The sequence below is a fragment of the Nocardioides palaemonis genome, assembly GCF_018275325.1.
In the GTDB taxonomy this organism is placed as follows: domain Bacteria; phylum Actinomycetota; class Actinomycetes; order Propionibacteriales; family Nocardioidaceae; genus Nocardioides; species Nocardioides palaemonis.
On sequence record NZ_JAGVQR010000001.1, the window covers coordinates 478,241 to 495,128 of the forward strand.

General features: G+C 66.1%; 7 protein-coding genes. 3 read left to right on the top strand and 4 right to left on the bottom strand.

Annotation, left to right across the window (positions count from 1 at the left end; genetic code table 11):
* Nucleotides 1-37 precede the first annotated feature (37 nt).
* The 4 genes from KDN32_RS02325 to KDN32_RS02340 are packed head-to-tail and all read right to left on the bottom strand — an operon-like array spanning nt 38 to nt 9,471.
* On the bottom strand, nt 38-2,503 hold the full coding sequence (locus KDN32_RS02325) for an ATP-binding protein (RefSeq protein ID WP_211730506.1): 2,466 nt from the start codon (nt 2,501-2,503) through the stop codon (nt 38-40).
* A 41-nt stretch (nt 2,504-2,544) separates the two neighbouring features.
* On the bottom strand, nt 2,545-5,265 hold the full coding sequence (locus KDN32_RS02330; RefSeq protein WP_211730507.1) for a UvrD-helicase domain-containing protein: 2,721 nt from the start codon (nt 5,263-5,265) through the stop codon (nt 2,545-2,547).
* A gap of 37 nt (nt 5,266-5,302) precedes the next feature.
* Entirely contained in the window at nt 5,303-6,796 is a 1,494-nt protein-coding gene (locus tag KDN32_RS02335) for an AAA family ATPase (RefSeq protein ID WP_211730508.1), read from the bottom strand.
* Nucleotides 6,793-9,471 carry a hypothetical protein gene (locus KDN32_RS02340; protein WP_211730509.1) on the bottom strand — a complete coding sequence of 893 codons (2,679 nt, stop codon included), beginning with the start codon at nt 9,469-9,471 and terminating at the stop codon, nt 6,793-6,795. Before KDN32_RS02340 ends, KDN32_RS02335 begins: the two co-directional genes overlap by 4 nt.
* Nucleotides 9,472-9,578: 107 nt before the next feature.
* Here KDN32_RS02340 and KDN32_RS02345 point away from each other — a divergent pair, with 107 nt between their 5' ends.
* Genes KDN32_RS02345 through KDN32_RS02355 form a run of 3 tightly spaced genes read left to right on the top strand, consistent with a single transcriptional unit; the run spans nt 9,579 to nt 16,869 of the window.
* Entirely contained in the window at nt 9,579-14,408 is a 4,830-nt protein-coding gene (locus tag KDN32_RS02345; protein WP_211730510.1) for a DEAD/DEAH box helicase, read from the top strand.
* A 24-nt stretch (nt 14,409-14,432) separates the two neighbouring features.
* Entirely contained in the window at nt 14,433-16,049 is a 1,617-nt protein-coding gene (locus KDN32_RS02350) for a DUF726 domain-containing protein (protein WP_249216334.1), read from the top strand.
* Nucleotides 16,050-16,059: 10 nt separating this feature from the next.
* Entirely contained in the window at nt 16,060-16,869 is an 810-nt protein-coding gene (locus tag KDN32_RS02355; protein WP_211730511.1) for a hypothetical protein, read from the top strand.
* The last annotated feature ends 19 nt before the right edge of the window (nt 16,870-16,888 follow it).

A 16,888-nucleotide genomic window follows, 5' to 3' on the forward strand; every position in this document is an offset into this window, starting at 1 on the left:
GCGTCGAGCTGAATCCGAGCCAGCTCGAGAAGCGCATTCACACGAGGCTCCGCAGGTCAGCGACCAGCTTCTCGACAGCACGGACGGCGTCCCTCGCATTGAGCTCGGGCTTCAAGCCTGAGTGCATCGAGCTACCGACGCTGCGAAGGGCGAACCTCCGGTAGGGCGCAGCTGCCCATGCGTCGAGGTCGTGGTTGGGGCGCTGCTCGCCGAACACTGCGATACCGACCCTGGCTCGGGTGGTACGGGCGGAGGTCCACCCATCTTCGACCTCGGCGAGCGGGACGCCGCTCCTCAGCCGCACAGCAAAGTAGGCGTCGCGCGCCGCCGACTCAGCGGCGAAGCGCAGGAGACCAGGGAGCGTTCGCCGCATCACCGGCTCCGGCAGTCGCTCCTCCTCGGCCTCGCGGATCAGGGCGAATGCATCGCCGAGGTAACGCGACGCCGGGTCTGTAACCACGGCGACACTGACGCGCGAGTGTGTGCCGCGCGAGACCTCCAGCACCGTGGCGCCTACGTCCGCGCGCCGAACGGCAGCAGGTAGGCGATCGTCGTGGCTGAGCACGATCACCTGTCGGGTCTGGGCTAGTTCAGACAGCAGTTCGACGAGCCCATCGACCTTGGCAGGATCCATGGCCTGCACCGGGTCGTCGAGCACGAGGAACCTGAATGGTGACTCTGCCATCGTCGCACGCGGCAGGAATAGCGCCAGAGCAAGCGCGTGAAGCTCACCTTGGCTGAGGACGGTGAAGCCTGGTACGTCCGTGCCGTCGACTGAAGCGTCGATCATCACCCGACGTTGATTGCCTGTCCCGCTGAGGGAGAGGTTGCCGATGTCGACGTTGCTCTCCTGACGAAGCTTGGCCCACGCCTTCTTCGCGCGCTCCTCAATGGGTTCCAGGCGCTGATTCTTGAGCAGCTTGTCATTGTCCTTCAACCAGGCGGATGCATCCGCGAGCTGGTCTGCTCGTGGTTTGTCGGCGAGCCAGGTGCGCCACGCGTCGCACCAGGTCGCGAGCTGTGTTGCGAAGGGTTGCCATGTGTCGTCGAGCTGGGTGAGCTGCCCCTGGGCAGCGAGTCGAAGCTCGTCAAGCGTCCTGGTCAGTGTGGTGGTGTTGCCGAGGTGATCAGCGAGGGCGAGCGCGGCAGCGGCATCGTCCCCCGCAGGCGCGTCAGACCACGTTTCCCATAGCTTCCTAGTGACCGTCACGAGCTCGCCGAGCTCGGCAACCGGAGGGGACGAGAGCGAGCTCGGCGGCGGGGAGACGAGGCGACGCGCCGCACGCAGGGCGACCGAGAGGTCCTGCCTCGCGCGGCGCACACCCTCGTGCTCGGCGCGACGCTGGGCGACCAGATCGACGCTCAACGAGCGCCAGTTCTCATCGAGCTCGCCTTGCCTGCACACAGGGCAAGGCATGTCACCGTGTTGTTCGTGAGTGCTGAGTGCCGCTTCGAGCAGTTCGAGACGAGCCATAGAGCGCGTCGACACGTCGCCCTTTGCATCGGCCAACGCCGCCACGGCAGCTCGCAGCACGCCTGCGGCACGCTCAGCCTCATCAACGGGCGCGACTCCGGGCAGCGCGATGAGCGCGCGCAGCCCGGAGACCGGACCGGAGTCGGGCGCGGCGGTGCCTGTGGACAGGGCGCGCAGTCGATCTACGTCGGGCGCGGTCTTTCCGAGCAACTTCTTGGCCTCCACTGCGCGCTCGTCATCGATCGCCGCTGCCTCGACGGCCAGTTTCCGCCGTTGAGCCCCAAGGTCGGTCCCGGGCCTCTTGCGCTCCTGGAGCTGGCGGTTGATGTGCCGAAGCGCGTCAGTGAGCTGCTCCACCCCCAGGATGCTGGCCATCGCGTCGTAGAGCTGGGCACGACCACCCTCGAGCAGTCCGCCAAGCTCGTCGTAGGACAAGATGGGCCGGTACTGCTCCAACGCTGTCGCCCAGCCAAGGTCGTTCGTCCCGTCACCCTGTTTCTGACCGGCGCGCTGCGACTTGACGGTCGCCATGTCGACATCGGTCTCGGTGTCGCCCCATGTCGCCGTGACCGTTACAGGCCCGGACTCTTCCTCAACTAAGCCGACGGAAACGCTCGCTTGGCCGTGGTGAAGGTTTCGCCACGCTTTGCGCCACTCGACCGACGACTTGTTCCACCGGTAGGTGTCACCGGTCAGAACAAACTCGAGAGCCTCCGACAGGCTCGACTTACCCGAGCCGTTGCGGCCGGCGATGATGGTGAGCCCGGGACGGGCGTCGAGCGAGACGTCGACCATCTCCCCGATCCCTCGGAAGCCTTGGACGCGTAGCGAGCTCAGGAACGTGCCGCCCGGCTCCTTGACCTCCTCCGCGGTCTGAGGCTCCGGTCGATCTGGCACGTCGCCGTCGTCCAGGTACGACAGGAGCTCTGCCTCACCGTCCAACGCGGCCAGCACTAGAAGCTGCGCCTCCTCGGTCAGCGTCGACTGCTCCAGCCGGTCGTTTACCCAGCTCACAAGATCCCCCGTCATGGGACGGAAGGTACGCGACGCGACCGACACCCGGGCCAGATTCAGAAAGGGGGGACTCCCACGGCAATGTCGCCGCGGTTTCGGGTGAACGTGCACGTAGGGAATCGGGTGCACCCGACAAAGACGCCGTGCCGGCCCGTGCGCTCACGCAGCAACCCCTGCCCGCATTTGGGGCACGGAGTTGGAGGAAGCCCGGAACCAGCCTCGCCCGAGGCAATCTCCCCGACCAGGGTCACCAGGCCGCCGGCCATCAGCTCGACAACGAACGGCGACTCCCTGCCCACCACCGTCAGGATCGCAACCTCTCGGCGGGCACGGGTGAGTGCGACATAGAACAGTCGGCGCTCCTCACCGAACGGGAACGGGTCGGGATTGGGCATCACGAGGTCGAGCAGGGGGTCGCTGTCGATCAGGCTCGGGAAGCCCACGGTCCCGCCGACGAGCCGGGGGATCAACACGTAGTCGGCTTCCAGGCCTTTGGCTGCGTGGACAGTCCTGAACTGAACGTCGATTCCAGGCGGCGGACGCCGAGGTAGGAGGTCCGACTCGAAGCCGTAGCGACCGAGGACGTCGATAGTGAGTCCGCCGTTGGGACCGGGCGCGATCTGTCCTGCAGCCAGCCTGGTGGACACACTGGTGAGGTATGTAGCGACAGCCTCGGCGAGCTCTGGCTCAGGCCGATTCAGGTCGCTTGCGGCAATTCTCGCGAGGCGTACTGGTGTGCCGCTGGGGCCTTGGGCGGCTGTGACGGACTTGGGTATCTGCCGCGGGTTCTTGCTCACAAAAGCACTGGCTACGTCGGTGATCTCCTGGGACGAGCGGAAAGTGGTCTCGAGCTTCAGCGTCTCGCCCTTCCCGAACCAACGCTCGAAGTCAGTCATCACCCCCATGTCGGATCCGGCGAACCGGTAGATCGACTGCCAGTCGTCGCCAACTGTCATCAGGTACTTGTGCTCTCCATGGACGAGGCTCCCCACGAGTCGCGCACGAGCGGAGCTCGAGTCCTGGAATTCGTCCACCAGCACCATGTCGTAAGTCGAGATTGCCGCACCTCGATCAAGCGCTCGTGATGCCTCGATGAGCATGTCCTCGAAGTCCACGTAGCCGTGTGCCGCCAGCTCGCCCTGCCATCGGTCGTGCACCTGCCAGTAGAGGTCGGCGAACATCTGGGCTCGATATCGGGCCGGTCCCATGGGTAAAGAAGCAATCGCAGACCTGAGCTTCGTCCGGTCGAGTGAGTTCGACTTCACGTGGCTCATGAAGGTGCGGATGAGCATAGAGAGGTCGGCGTTCTTGACGGGTTGCGCCCCTGGCATGTGGCGGTCGGGGTCGTCGATGACGGTGTCAAGACTGAGGCCATGTCTGCGGAGCTGTGCGGCGAAGTCCTCGAGCCCGTGCTCATCGAGGATCTCGCCCCAGGTCGTCTCGAGTAATGCCGTGCCGAACGTCTGGTGGATCTCCCGCTTCCACTCCATACCGGCCTCATAGCCGACGAACTCTGCTGGCACTCGTCCGTCGGCACCGACGGCCCAGTGCTCGTGCCAGAGGTCGACGTCCGGGTAGTAGAAGTCTGGGCGGTACTGGGAGTGGTCGGGACTCGCTACGTCATGGGCGTACGGGCGCTCGTACTCGTAGTTGACGTTGCACAGGAAGAGGAAGTCGGCGATCGCCTTCTCGCCGGCGCTCCTGACCGTTTCGCCCCTGAAGGTCCGGTGCCCGACGACTTTGGTGGCTGGGTCCCACCAGTCAGCGTCCCGTTCGCCGACCTTGGCGAACAGCAATCGGAAGAGATCCCACTTGAGGCGGAAGGCGGGGGCCTCGTCGCGGAGCTGGTCGACGATGCGTTCGACCTTCTCCAAGTCCCGGCCGCTCTCCAGCCACGGGGCAAGGCGCGGTTTCCGACCCGTCGCCTGACCGATGACCGAGAGCCCGAAAGCGTGGAAGGTGGACGCGTGTAGTCCTGTGCTGTCGATGCCTGCCGCTTTGAAGCGAGCCGCGATCCGTTCCTGCAGCTCCTTCGCTGCGCTGGCGTTGAAAGCGAGGACAAGGATCCGCTCCGCTGGCACGAACCCGCGCATCACCGCGTAGGCAGCACGCGCCACCATGACGGACGTCTTCCCCGATCCAGCGGCAGCAACGACCTGAACGCGGTTGTCGAGCCGGATGACTGCTCGTGCTTGTTCTGTCGTCAGCGGGCTTTTCTCGATCCGGTCGAGGAAGTCCTTGCGCGCAGCAAGCTCGTTTGCCTCGATGAGCTTGTTGACACGGGCTCGCCGAGTCCAGATCGGTGCTCGCACGGATCTGAGCGCCTCGACCTCAGTCTCGCTAAGTGCATCCTCAAGATCGGCTGAGGGGTGATGCAGCAGGGTGGACAAGTCGGGCCGCTCGCTTAGGAGCTCCTTCAGCTGGTCTCTAGCGATCCATCGCGACGTGCTCTGAGCCTTCAAAAAGAAGTCCTCGACCCTGTCCCGCCAGGTCAGCAGCTCTTCAAGCTCCCGAGACAGACCGTCGCGCAGCATCTCGAGCGCCATCTGCCGTGCACGCCGTGCTGATTCTTCCTCATGCACGTCGACGAGGCGGGCAAGCTCTCGTGCAAGCTCGCGGGCTTCGGGCTTGGAGAGCCCCTTGTATCGCGACGTGCGATCGACGGCGAGCTGCCATCGTAGCCATCGCCGCTCGACCTTCAGTCGGGAGAGCCCGGGTCCGCTGAAGTCCTGGAGCGCCTTGCCGCGAAGCAGCACACGATTGTTCTGGATCTCCAACGTCCAGCGGCGAGCGACCCAGGTCCGGCGATAGGGCTCATGCACGGGTGTCCCACACCCCGCGACTGAACGCCCGCAGGATCCGCTGGTGCGTCTGGCGAGGCAACGACCTGGTCCCCGGCTCGCCGAACGGCGTGCCGGGCCGCGCAGGGGCGCCATCGAGCAGGTCGTCGAGACCGGCTCTGGCCACCATCAGGAGGCCGTGTGTCGCGCGGGTGCAGGTGACAGCCAGCCGCCCGAATGCCGAGTTGAACTCGTCGAGCTCGGCCGCCCCAGAGAGGGGGTGGAGCGCGACGGTGATCCGGTTTGTCTGGCCTTGCCACTTGTCGACGGTCGACACGTGGAGGAGCCCTTCCGGCAGGTCGAGCTCCTCGGTCAGCCGCTCGACCATCTCCGTAGCGTCGTCCACCGCCTGGTTGCGGGTCGCCAGGATCACGACCAGGGGATCGCCGTCAGGTGCGTCGGACGACACTGAGACGACGGGCCCGGGGGCGCCGACGTCGTCGTACTTCCGCTCCGTGCACGAGAAGCCGCCGGCCAGCAGCTCGCGCAGCAGCTCTTCGACCACGGCGAGCAGGGGCTGGTCGATGTCGGCCGCCTCCGCGGGCGGGAGGCCGCTGACCTCGAGCAGCGAGGGGACGCCGGTGGCGACCGATTGCCAGACGGACATCGCCGGCTCGGACATCGAGGGGAGGGAGATGGACCGGTCGCCCGGAGCCGCGACGCAGTCGAGCCGGTCCCACGAGCCGTAGAACGCGCGCCAGAGGAGGAGCTGCTCGCCGGTCGGGCGCCAGACGGCCGGTAGGTCGACCGAGAAGGTGGTCGATGCGCGCTCGTAGGCGGTGGGCCACGCCCGGTAGGGGTTGTAGCCGGCGTCGCCCCGCCACGGGTTCTGGCTCGCGTCGATAGGAGGAAGCTGGCCGACGTCACCCACGCCGACGGTAATCGGCGCCAGCCGCTGCACCTTGTCGTAGAGGTGGAGTGCCATCTCCCAGGCCTCGTCAACGAAGAGGACGTCGAACACCGTCTTGCCGTTGGCTCCGGCACCCAGGTGGTCGCTGAGTCGGCGGGGTTCGCTCGGCGCCCCGAGCTTGTGGGAGACGCCGAGGACGATGGAGACGTTCTCCGGGATGGCGCTCGTGGTCGTCGCGACGGTGACAGCAGAGGCGACAGCGTCCGGCACCTCAGCGAGGCGCTTCGCCGAGACGAAGAGGCACACCTTGTCCTTGCCGACCTCCTCACCGAGCCGAGCAGCGAGCGGGTAGATCTGCCTGTTCTTGAAAGCGGTCACTGCGATTCGGGCGCAGTTCGGGTTGGCCAGCGCCTCCTTGACCATCGTCACCAGGGCGTACGACTTGCCCGCGCCGGCAGCCGCGCGTAGCAACACCTTGTCGTGGTCCGACACTCCGTTGAGCGCGTCCATCAGTGCGCGGGTGGCCTCGCTCGCAGCGGTGATGTTGCCCGCGGCCGCCTCCGAGTGGTGGGCGGCGTCACCGATCTCCGAGAGGGACGGCGAGAAGTGCACGGTCATGCGTCACCCAGGTCATCTGTGGTCAGGCCATCCGGGATGGGCACGTCCTCGACCCCGGCCAGTGGATCGTCGTCGAGCGGGATGTCGAAGCGCTCCTGGTCGACCACGGGAGGCCACACCTGGGGGTTGAGCTCACCGCGCTCCCGGCGAGCGGCAAGCTCGTCCGACCACTCGGCCTCTGCGTCCTCGTGGGAGCGGCAGCACCACTTGTGCGTCTCGGGATCCTGGGCGTACGACGACGGCGTGCACGACGCCTTGGGTGCGGCGAGACCGTCCAGAGAGGGACGCTTCACGGCGAGCTCGTGCCCGGACCTGAAGCCGCCACCGAACCACTCCATGTCCGCCAGCACGACCGCGTCGCCCACGCTCAGGTTGGGGTCGACGAGCGGCGCCCAGACGAGCCCGTCCCCGTCGTCCGTGGAGAGAGGCCCGATCGACGCGTTGCCGAGCTTGAAGCTCCCGGCCTGCACCTTGAGCGTGGTGCTCGAGCCCTCGACGTACGGCGAGGCGTTGCGGTGGAGCATCGCGACCAGGCTGCCGTCAGCGATGCTTCGCGACGCCACGTCGAGGCGGACCGGCGCCACGGCGACGACGCGGGCGACGGCAAGGTGGCGCGTGCCTGCGTCGCGCGCTCGGTCGGTGGCGTACTCGTGGTCGGCCAGGACGGCGAGCTGCTCCCGGCACTTCTCGTCGGCGTCGAGCACGTCGACGAGGGCATTGCGCCAGTAGCGGTAGGTCCGCGAGAACCGGACCAGGTCGGAGGCCTCGAGCGACAGGCGGCGGCCCCACACCTGCTGGGCGTCGCCCTCCAGGACGCGGTGGACGTCGCGCAGCCGCGAGTCGGGCACCTCGTCGAGGAGTCGGAGTGCCCGGCAGAGGACGTCGATGCGGTAGTCCAGCGCGGCAGCGACGAGGTCTTCGTAGACCTTCGGGTTGCCCTTGCCCGGTCGACCCGCGCGGTGGATCTCGTCCGACGACAGGTTCCCGAGTCGGGCGCCCGGGGTGTGACGGCGCCCAGCGATGTCGTCCGACACCGCGCGGTGGTCGACCGGCGACGACGCCTCACCCCACTCGACCAGGTAGTCGAGACGACCGGAGTCGACCGAGGGTCCACCGGCGACCATGTGGGAGGCAAGCACGTCGCGCAGGACGACGATGGGCTGTCGCAGCGTGAACGCGCGCGCGCGGTCTTCCTCGAGCAGGAAGCTGACTGCGAGACGAGCGTCGTCCGACAGGGGCTCCGGGACCGTCGCCTCCTCGCCGTCGAAGGTGAGTGCGGGTCGTCCCTCGGCGAGGTCGCGCTCCCACCGGATCCGGCTCAGCTCGACGCCGGCCAGCGAGTCGGCCATGGTCGCCAGCAGGTCGGCGGACGGCTTGTCCGGGACGACGAGGTGGACCGGATGCTGACCCGCCGCATGCACGTCCCGGATGCTGCGGCCCAGCATCTCCATGACCTCGTGCCGTGTCTCGGTGGCGTTGGTGCGCTCGAAGTGACGCCACGTCCACTCCTCGTCACCGGTGCCGTCGACTCGCTGGACCGCGATGCCGTGGATGCCGAGTGCGGCGGAGTCCGACTTGGCGAGGACGACGTTGATCGAGCCGAGCACGCCGGCCATGTCGACGCGGCGACGTCCCGTCCAGTGCGGCAGTCCGCTCAGCGTGGCGGTCACGTTCGCGACGACGCTCGTCGGCGCGATGCCGACCTCGCCGGTGCCGTCGACCAGTCCGAGGACACTCGTCCGGGTCGGCTCGGCGATCCCGAGCTCGAGCAGGAGGGCCGCGGGGTCCGACGAGGACCTGAGCTCGTCGCGGCAGTAGGCGAAGAGGCTGCACGACGCACAGCTGCGAGGGTCGTACGTCGCCACTAGGTGCTCGAGGTGGGACTCGAGCTGGTCGGCGGCGATGGTCTCGCCCTCGAGCTCTCGCAAGAGCTCGAGGCGTTCCTCGGCCCGCCCTCGGACCTCGCGGCGGTGGTCCGACAGGTCCTCCACGATCGCCTCGGGGCGCAGGTAGACGTTGCGGGGCACGGCGAGAGCGCCGAACTGGTGCACCTCCATCCCGGACGGCAACCTGCTCCAGGTGGCGGCAGACTCGGCGCCGAGCGCGACCTGCAGGAAGCCCTTGAGGATGCGCTGGTCGTCGATCCGTGAGCGGACGCGCTCGTAGTCCTTGGCGTCGCCCATGATCAGCCACGAGCCGACCGCGCGGCCATTGGTGGTGCGCGGCGCGACGATCGCGAAGTCTGGCTTGATGGCCGTCGCGCTGTCCTCCCGCTCCAGGCTGAGGAAGGGCACGGCCAGGCGGTGTAGCATGGTGGCCTCGCCCGCGTACTCCGCGGCGAGGTGGGCCTGTGCCAGCTCCTTGGCAGTTGCGTCAGGGCTGTCCGAGCACGACCGGACCCGGACGGCGCTCGGGCGGTCCAGCTCGAGCAGCCCCACCGCGCGGGTGAGCAGCTCGGACACGAACGACACGTTGTTGACCGCGGCCTCGAACGCCATCGCCCTGACCCAGCGCGCCTCCGGGATCTTGCCCGCGGAGTCGGGCTTGCCGACGTGGCGCGCCAGTGCCCTCCGGGTCATCCCGGTCATCAGCGGGTCGGTGTGCCGGAAGCGCTCGCACGCCGCGTGGGACGACGCCGCAACGGCGCCGCTCCCGCCACCAGCGATCAACGGCATGATTTCCCCCTGTCCTGCGGCGACGAGGGTACGTGTGACAAGACTCGCCTGACAGATGAATCGCCAAAGCAGTGTCTACTTCACCCGCTCTTGATAGGAACAGCCCCATGGGGTCGACGATCTACGAAGTCCTGGACGAGCTGCGCGCGTCCGCCATCTCGGAGTCCGACAAGGGCAGCAAGTTCGAGCGGCTGGTGAAGGCGTACCTGCGGGTCGACCCCGTCTTCGCGGACCAGTTCTCCGACGTCTGGCTCTGGAGCGAGTACCCCGGACGCGCCGGCAAGCCGGACACCGGCATCGACCTCGTCGCCCAGGACCGCATCACCGGTGACAAGGTCGCCATCCAGTGCAAGTTCTTCGCCCCGACGACGGTCGTCTCGAAGCAGATGATCGACTCGTTCCTCTCGGCGTCCGGCAAGCAGAGCCCCGGGACGGCGCAGCCGGAGTTCAAGGAGCGCATCGTCGTCTCCACCACGGAGAAGTGGGGCAGCAACGCCGAGGACGCGATCCGCAACCAGCTCGTCCCGGTGCGCCGTATCGGGATGAGCGAGCTCGAGTCGTCACGCGTCGACTGGTCGTTGTTCTCGCTCGAGACCCCCGAGGTCCTCCCGCTCCAGGGCAAGAAGACCCCGCGGCCCCACCAGCGCACCGCGATCGACAAGGTCGTCGCCGGCTTCGGCGAGACCGATCGCGGCAAGCTCATCATGGCCTGCGGAACGGGCAAGACCTTCACGTCGCTGCGCCTGGCGGAGGAGAACGTCGGCGCGGGCGGTCGCGTGCTGTTCCTCGTGCCGTCGATCAGCCTGTTGTCGCAGACCGTGCGCGAGTGGGTCGGGGAGGCCGACCTGCCGATCCGGCCGCTCGCGGTCTGCTCCGACGCGAAGTCGACGAAGCGCTCGGCCAACGCCGACGAGGACATCTCGACCACCGACCTCGCCCTGCCAGCGACCACGGACGTCGCTGTCCTCCGAAAGCGTCTGGCGGATGCAAAGGCGGACACGTCCGCGTTGACCGTCGTCTTCGCGACCTATCAGTCGATCGACGTCGTCGCCCAGGCGATCGACGGCGAGAGGTTCGACCTGATCGTCTCCGACGAGGCCCATCGCACCACCGGCGCGACGCTCGCCGGCGAGTCCGAGTCGGCCTTCGTCCGGGTCCACGACGATGACTACCTCCGAGCGAAGAAGCGGCTCTACATGACCGCCACGCCTCGGATCTACGACGACACCTCGCGCGCCAAGGCGGGCCAGTCGAACGTCGTCCTGGCGTCCATGGACGACGAGGAGACCTACGGTCCCGAGTTCCATCGGCTCGGGTTCGGCGAGGCGGTCGAGGCCGACCTGCTCACCGACTACAAGGTCCTTGTCCTCACAGTGGATGAGGAGTCCGTCGCCCGCACCTTCCAGTCCCAGCTCTCCGACGGCGACCACGAGCTCGACCTCGACGACGCTGCGAAGATCGTCGGCTGCTGGAACGGGCTGGCCAAGCGCGGCAAGGCCGAGCACGACTTCGCCGACGACCCCGAGCCGATGCGGCGAGCCGTCGCGTTCGCCGGCAACATTCAGGCGTCGAAGCGGATCGAGGAGCTCTTCACCGACGTCACCCGCTACTACGTCGACCAGGTCAACCTCGAGGACGAGTCGGGCGCGTCGCCGCTGACCTGCCAGGTCCGCCACGTCGACGGCACCTTCAACGCCTTGGAGCGCAACACGCGGATCGACTGGCTGCAGGCGGAGTCCAAGCCCAACCACGCCAGGATCCTCACCAATGCTCGCTGCCTCTCCGAGGGCGTCGACGTGCCCGCGCTCGACGCGGTGATGTTCCTGTCGCCGCGCAAGTCCGTCGTCGACATCATCCAGTCGGTCGGTCGCGTGATGCGCAAGGCGCCGGGCAAGAAGTTCGGCTACATCATCCTGCCTGTCGGCGTCCCGTCCGGGATGTCGCCGGAGGAGGCGCTGCGCGACAACAAGCGGTATGCAGCCGTGTGGGAGGTCCTGCAGGCGCTTCGGGCCCACGACGAGCGCTTCGACGCAATGGTCAACCGCATCGACCTGACGTCCGACCGAGACCGCAAGATCAACGTGATCGGCGTCGGCGGTGATGACCGCAAGGACGGCGGTCAGGGTGAGCTGCAGCTCGCCTTCGGCGACCTGGACGCCTGGCGCGACGCGATCTACTCCAGGATCGTCGACAAGGTCGGCACCCGACGCTACTGGCAGGACTGGGCGAAGTCGGTTGCCGACATCGCCACCCGCCAGACGACCCGGATCAACGCACTGCTGGCCGACGAGACCTCGGACGTCTCGAAGGAGTTCGACGTCTTCCTCAGCGGCCTGCGCGGCAACCTGAATGAGGGGATCAGCCGCAGCGACGCGATCGACATGCTCGCTCAGCACCTGATCACACGCCCGGTGTTCAACGCGCTCTTCGAGGGCTCGCAGTTCCTCGACCACAACCCCGTGGCCAAGGCGATGGAGCGGATGCTCGCCGCGCTCGACGAGCACAACGTCGACGACGAGAACCACACGCTCGAGAAGTTCTACGAGTCGGTCCGGATGCGCGTCCAGGGCATCAACACCGCCGAGGGTCGCCAGAAGATCATCATCGAGCTCTACGACACCTTCTTCGCCACGGCCTTCAAGAAGACCGTGGACAAGCTCGGCATCGTCTACACCCCGGTCGAGATCGTCGACTTCATCCTCAAGTCGGCAGACGACGTGCTCAAGCAGGAGTTCGGCCAGAGCCTCAGCGACGAGGGCGTGCACATCCTCGACGGCTTCACCGGCACCGGTACCTTCATGGTCCGCCTTCTCCAATCAGGGCTGATCAAGCCGGAGGACCTCGCCCGCAAGTACGCCAACGAGCTGCACGCCAACGAGATCCTGCTGTTGGCCTACTACATCGCCGCGGTCAACATTGAGACGACGTACTACGACGTGATGACGCAGGTCGCTGCGCCGGGCCGTGGCAAGCATGCCGCCGATCCGGGCCACGAGTACGTCGAGTTCCCCGGCCTGATCCTGACCGACACCTTCCAGTCCTGGGAGGACGACGACCGCCAGGACCTCGACGTCTTCCCGGAGAACAACGAGCGCCTCGAGCGGCTCAAGCAGCTACCGATCACGGTGATCGTCGGCAATCCGCCCTACTCCTCACGGCAGGAATCTGCGAACGACGACAACGCCAACCGATCGTATGCCGGGCTCGACCGTGCCATCCGAGAGTCATTTGCTGACCGGTCGCGCGCTACCAACAAAAACTCTCTCTATGACTCATATATACGCGCGATCAAGTGGGCGTCCCTCAGAATCCGTGGAAATGGATTGGTGGCATTCGTAACAAATAGCGGATTTATCAACTCAAATACGGCGGATGGCATGCGCCTTGCTCTTGCGGAAGAATTTTCGACACTTTACATTCTGAATCTTCGGGGAAGTGCGCTCGGCGCTGGTGACGCTCGCCAGAAGGAAGGTGGCGGAGTTTTTGGTGCCGGTAGCCGAGCAGGTGTCGCAGTGACCCTCTTGATCAAGCGCAGTGACAACCTCCGCGGTCCCGCGGAGATTCGCTACTCGGAGGTGGGCGACCGGCTCACGAGAGAACAGAAGTTGACATGGGTTTCATCCCTACCACCCATTACGCAACTCGACGCTCGTGTGATCGCCCCGAACGCTGACGGTGACTGGCTCGATCAACGGGACCACAGATTTGGATCTTTCTTGCCAATCGGTGATCGATCTGGAGCATCTATATTCGTTGACTACGCCATGGGCGTTGCCACTAATCGCGACACGTGGGTGTACAACTATGGCGAGAAGCGGCTAGGTGCAGCCATGGCGCTCGCTAATCAAACCTACGCAGCCGCGCTCGATGGACGGCGAACCAACGATTCGAAGAAGATCAAGTGGTCCTCCTCTCTGGAAGGGTCTTTGGAGCGTGGTCGCGTGCTTGAGCTTTCGACGGATCCCCCTTTTAGAGCGGTTTATAGGCCCTTCCAAGCGTCGCTACTCTACGCCGACTTCGCGTGGATTCATCGTCCTAGGACCGTGCGCGACTACTTCCCCGTCACCGGCGCAGATAATCTGGGCTTCTATGTCACGGCCCCGGGTGCCACTAAACCGTTTTCGTGCCTTATGACAGACGCCGTTCCCGACCTCAATTTCTGGGGTTCAGAGGGGGGGCAATTCTTCGGTCGGTGGCGCTACGAGGAACAACAAGATGACATGCTCTCGCTTTCCGAAGGTGACGACCTGTCGGCGAACGGCGATCGTAGGATCGACAACATCTCGGAAGTTGTCGAGGGTCAATTTCGAGCAGCATATGGCGAGTTCTCAAAGGACGAGATCTTCTTCTACGTCTACGGCCTCCTGCACTCACCGGAGTATCGCGAGACCTACGCCGCCGACCTCAAGAAGATGCTGCCCCGCATCCCCCTGGTAGAGGAACCGTGGCCATTCGTCGAGGCGGGCCAGAAGCTGTCGGAGCTTCACTTGGGCTACGAGACCGTGACGCCGTACCCGCTCCAGGGCCTCGACGGTGAGCCGGTTTCGACAAGCTCAACCAGCGATGCGAGGTACGACTTCTTCCGGGTCCAGAAGATGGCTTTCGCCAAGGTCCGTGACCCCGAGACCAAGAAGCTCGTCGCCGACAAGACCAGGGTCGTCTACAACTCCCACATCGAGCTCGGCGGGATCCCTGAGGCGGCGTACCGCTACATGCTCGGCTCCCGCTCGGCCGTGGAGTGGATCATCGATCGCTACCAAGTGAAGACCGACAAGGCGTCGGGAATTGTCAACGACCCCAACGACTGGTCGAGGGAAGTGTCGGACCCTCGCTACATCATCGACCTGCTCGCCCGCATCGTCACGGTGAGCCTCGAGACGATGAAGATCGTCGACAACCTGCCCGCACTCGCCATTCGCGAGGACCAGGGCAACTAACACCACATCACGACGGGGGACAACATGGCCGATGTGGCCTATCAGCCGCGCGGGCGCGACGGCTTTGAGTGCACGGTTGAAAAAGGTGGGCTCTCAATCACCGTCTCGGGGACCCTCGAGGACGTCACGCCAGCCGTGCACGGTGATTCGGAGCTGACGAGCAACGCTGCGCTGGTGACCAACGCGTGGGCGTATGCGAAGCACGAGGCGTTCCGCCGGCGCCTTCGGTCGGAGGAGAGGCGCAAAAGCCACCAGGAGCAGGCCGGAGCGCACCAGTGGGCAGCTGCGGTCATCGCGGACATGGTGACTGAGCTCGGCGGCGAGACCCGCCTGGGCTGGTGCTCGGCGTGCTTCACGCAGGCAGAGCACCGCGCGGTGAAGGCCTTCCGCGGGCCGGCGAGGACCTACCTGTGCGGATCATGCGGTGCGCCCACGATCGCGTGCGCTACGCCGTCCTGCAAGCACATGTCCAACCGCGGGACATCGGCGCTCACCAAGCCCCGCTACTGCGCTGAACACCGTCACGAGGTGGCTGGTTTCGACAAGATGGCATCTGCCGTCGGGTCCGTCGACGACTGGGCTGACTGGCTGACGTACGAGTCCATGAACCTCTCGCGCACCTCGAAGGTGGTAGGGGCGATGGTGGTCTCTGCGGCTGTCGTCGGACCTGCTGCTTGGCTGGCCGCACCGGCGATCGGAGGCGCACTGGGTGGCATGACGGGCCTTTACGGCGCCGCTGCGACAAGTCATGGGCTGGCCATGCTGGGTGGCGGCTCGGTGGCCGCCGGTGGACTTGGAATGGCGGGCGGAACAGCCGTGGTCTCAGCCGTAGGCGCCGGGCTGGGAGGCACGATCGGTGCGACGGCGACGTCCGCCTACGTTGGCGCTGACTCGTCCTTCCGAGTGGAGAAGCTGCGTGACGGCGTCGGAGCGCCAGTCTTGCTGGCGAGCGGATTTCTGACCGACAAGGACGACGGGTGGGGTACGTGGAGACGGTTGATCGACGACCGGTACCCCGACCGTCCTGTGTACCGCATCCACTGGGGCGCGAAGGAGCTCAAGGTCTTCGGTTCGCTCGCCGCGGCCGGTGCCGGCAAGGCGGCGGGGATGGCCTTTGCCAAGAAAGCGGCCAGCGTTGCCACGAAGAAGGCTGCAGGCCGTGCCTCCTGGTTCGGATGGCTCCTCCTCGCCAAGGACGTTGCGGCCAACCCATGGTCGGTGGCGAAAGCGCGCGCGGGCATGACAGGAGCCGTCCTGGCTGACCTCATCTCGCGGACGGACGAGCCGGCTTTCGTGCTGGTCGGCCATAGCCTGGGGGCGCGCGTGATGACGACGGCAGCCCAATTGTTGGGCACCCGATCTGGCACCCCAAAGCTCGAGGACGTCCATCTCCTCGGGGCTGCTGTCGGTGCGAAGGGTGACTGGCGCACGCTCAACGACTCCGTGAGCGGCACGGTCTGGAACTACTGGTCGGCCAACGACATGGTCCTGAAGTACCTCTACGCCGCAGGTTCCGCGGGCGAGCAAGCTGCGGGACAGGCCGGTTTCCAGACCAAGTTCCCCAGGATCAAGAACCGAAGCGTGACCCGCAGCGTGCCGGGCCATTCGGCGTACTTCACTAAGACTCAACTCGGTGCGTGAGGGACGACAGATGAGCGACCAGAGCCACCTGCCCGCACTTACGGCGCAGGCGACCACCAGCACCGATGAGCCATACGACCGCCACCGCGCCGTCGAGCAGCTTCTCCTCCAGGACGAGTCCCTCACGGGGCGGATCTACCAGTACGAGCTCGACGGCAAGACGCCCGCGGAGATCGCCGAGGCCGAGGGCAACAAGGGCGCGGCCTTCGTCTACAACTATCGGCTCCAGATTGAGGCCCTGCTCAAGTGGGAGGTACCGACCAGTCCATGGGCCGCGCGGAGTCTTGCTGCCAAGATGCGGCGCTGGCTCAAGACATTGGACCTGGACGCCCGCTTTCGCGACGACCTCTTGGCGTTCGAGGCCACAGTCCAGAGTCGTGCCGAGGACTCCGAGGCGCAGGCCGTCGAGGTGGACCAGGCGGTAGCGAAGTCGAAGCAGGCCGAAGACGATGGCACGCCTGGCGTCTACGTCTACACGCTCCCGCACTACCTCAAGCACCGAGTGGACGAAGAGACCGGGAAGACGCTGCTCAAGGTGGGACATTCTGCGAAGGACGTGTATTACCGAACTGGCTCGGCGGGACGCCTGACAGCGCTCCCGGAGGAACCGATCCTTCTTCGGGTCTACCCGTCGGTGGAGTCGGCGGCGACGGAGAAGCAGTTCCATGCGTGGTTGAGTGCAGCTGACCACGCAGGCACTCGCACGAGGCGAGCGGGGGCCGAGTGGTTCGTCACGTCCACCAAGTTCCTGGACCGCATTGCTGAATCGCTTGAGCTCGAGGTCCGCGTGATCAACGAGTTCGATTCGGGCGACGCGTGAGCAACAAGGAGGTCTGGGC

What these genes read in the sequence shown, in the direction of transcription:
- KDN32_RS02335 (WP_211730508.1), bottom strand. Translation starts at nt 6,796, where the DNA reads ATGACCGTGCACTTCTCGCCGTCCCTCTCGGAGATCGGTGACGCCGCC.
- KDN32_RS02350 (WP_249216334.1), top strand. Translation starts at nt 14,433, where the DNA reads ATGGCCGATGTGGCCTATCAGCCGCGCGGGCGCGACGGCTTTGAGTGC.
- KDN32_RS02340 (WP_211730509.1), bottom strand. Translation starts at nt 9,471, where the DNA reads ATGCCGTTGATCGCTGGTGGCGGGAGCGGCGCCGTTGCGGCGTCGTCC.
- KDN32_RS02345 (WP_211730510.1), top strand. Translation starts at nt 9,579, where the DNA reads ATGGGGTCGACGATCTACGAAGTCCTGGACGAGCTGCGCGCGTCCGCC.
- KDN32_RS02355 (WP_211730511.1), top strand. Translation starts at nt 16,060, where the DNA reads ATGAGCGACCAGAGCCACCTGCCCGCACTTACGGCGCAGGCGACCACC.
- KDN32_RS02325 (WP_211730506.1), bottom strand. Translation starts at nt 2,503, where the DNA reads ATGACGGGGGATCTTGTGAGCTGGGTAAACGACCGGCTGGAGCAGTCG.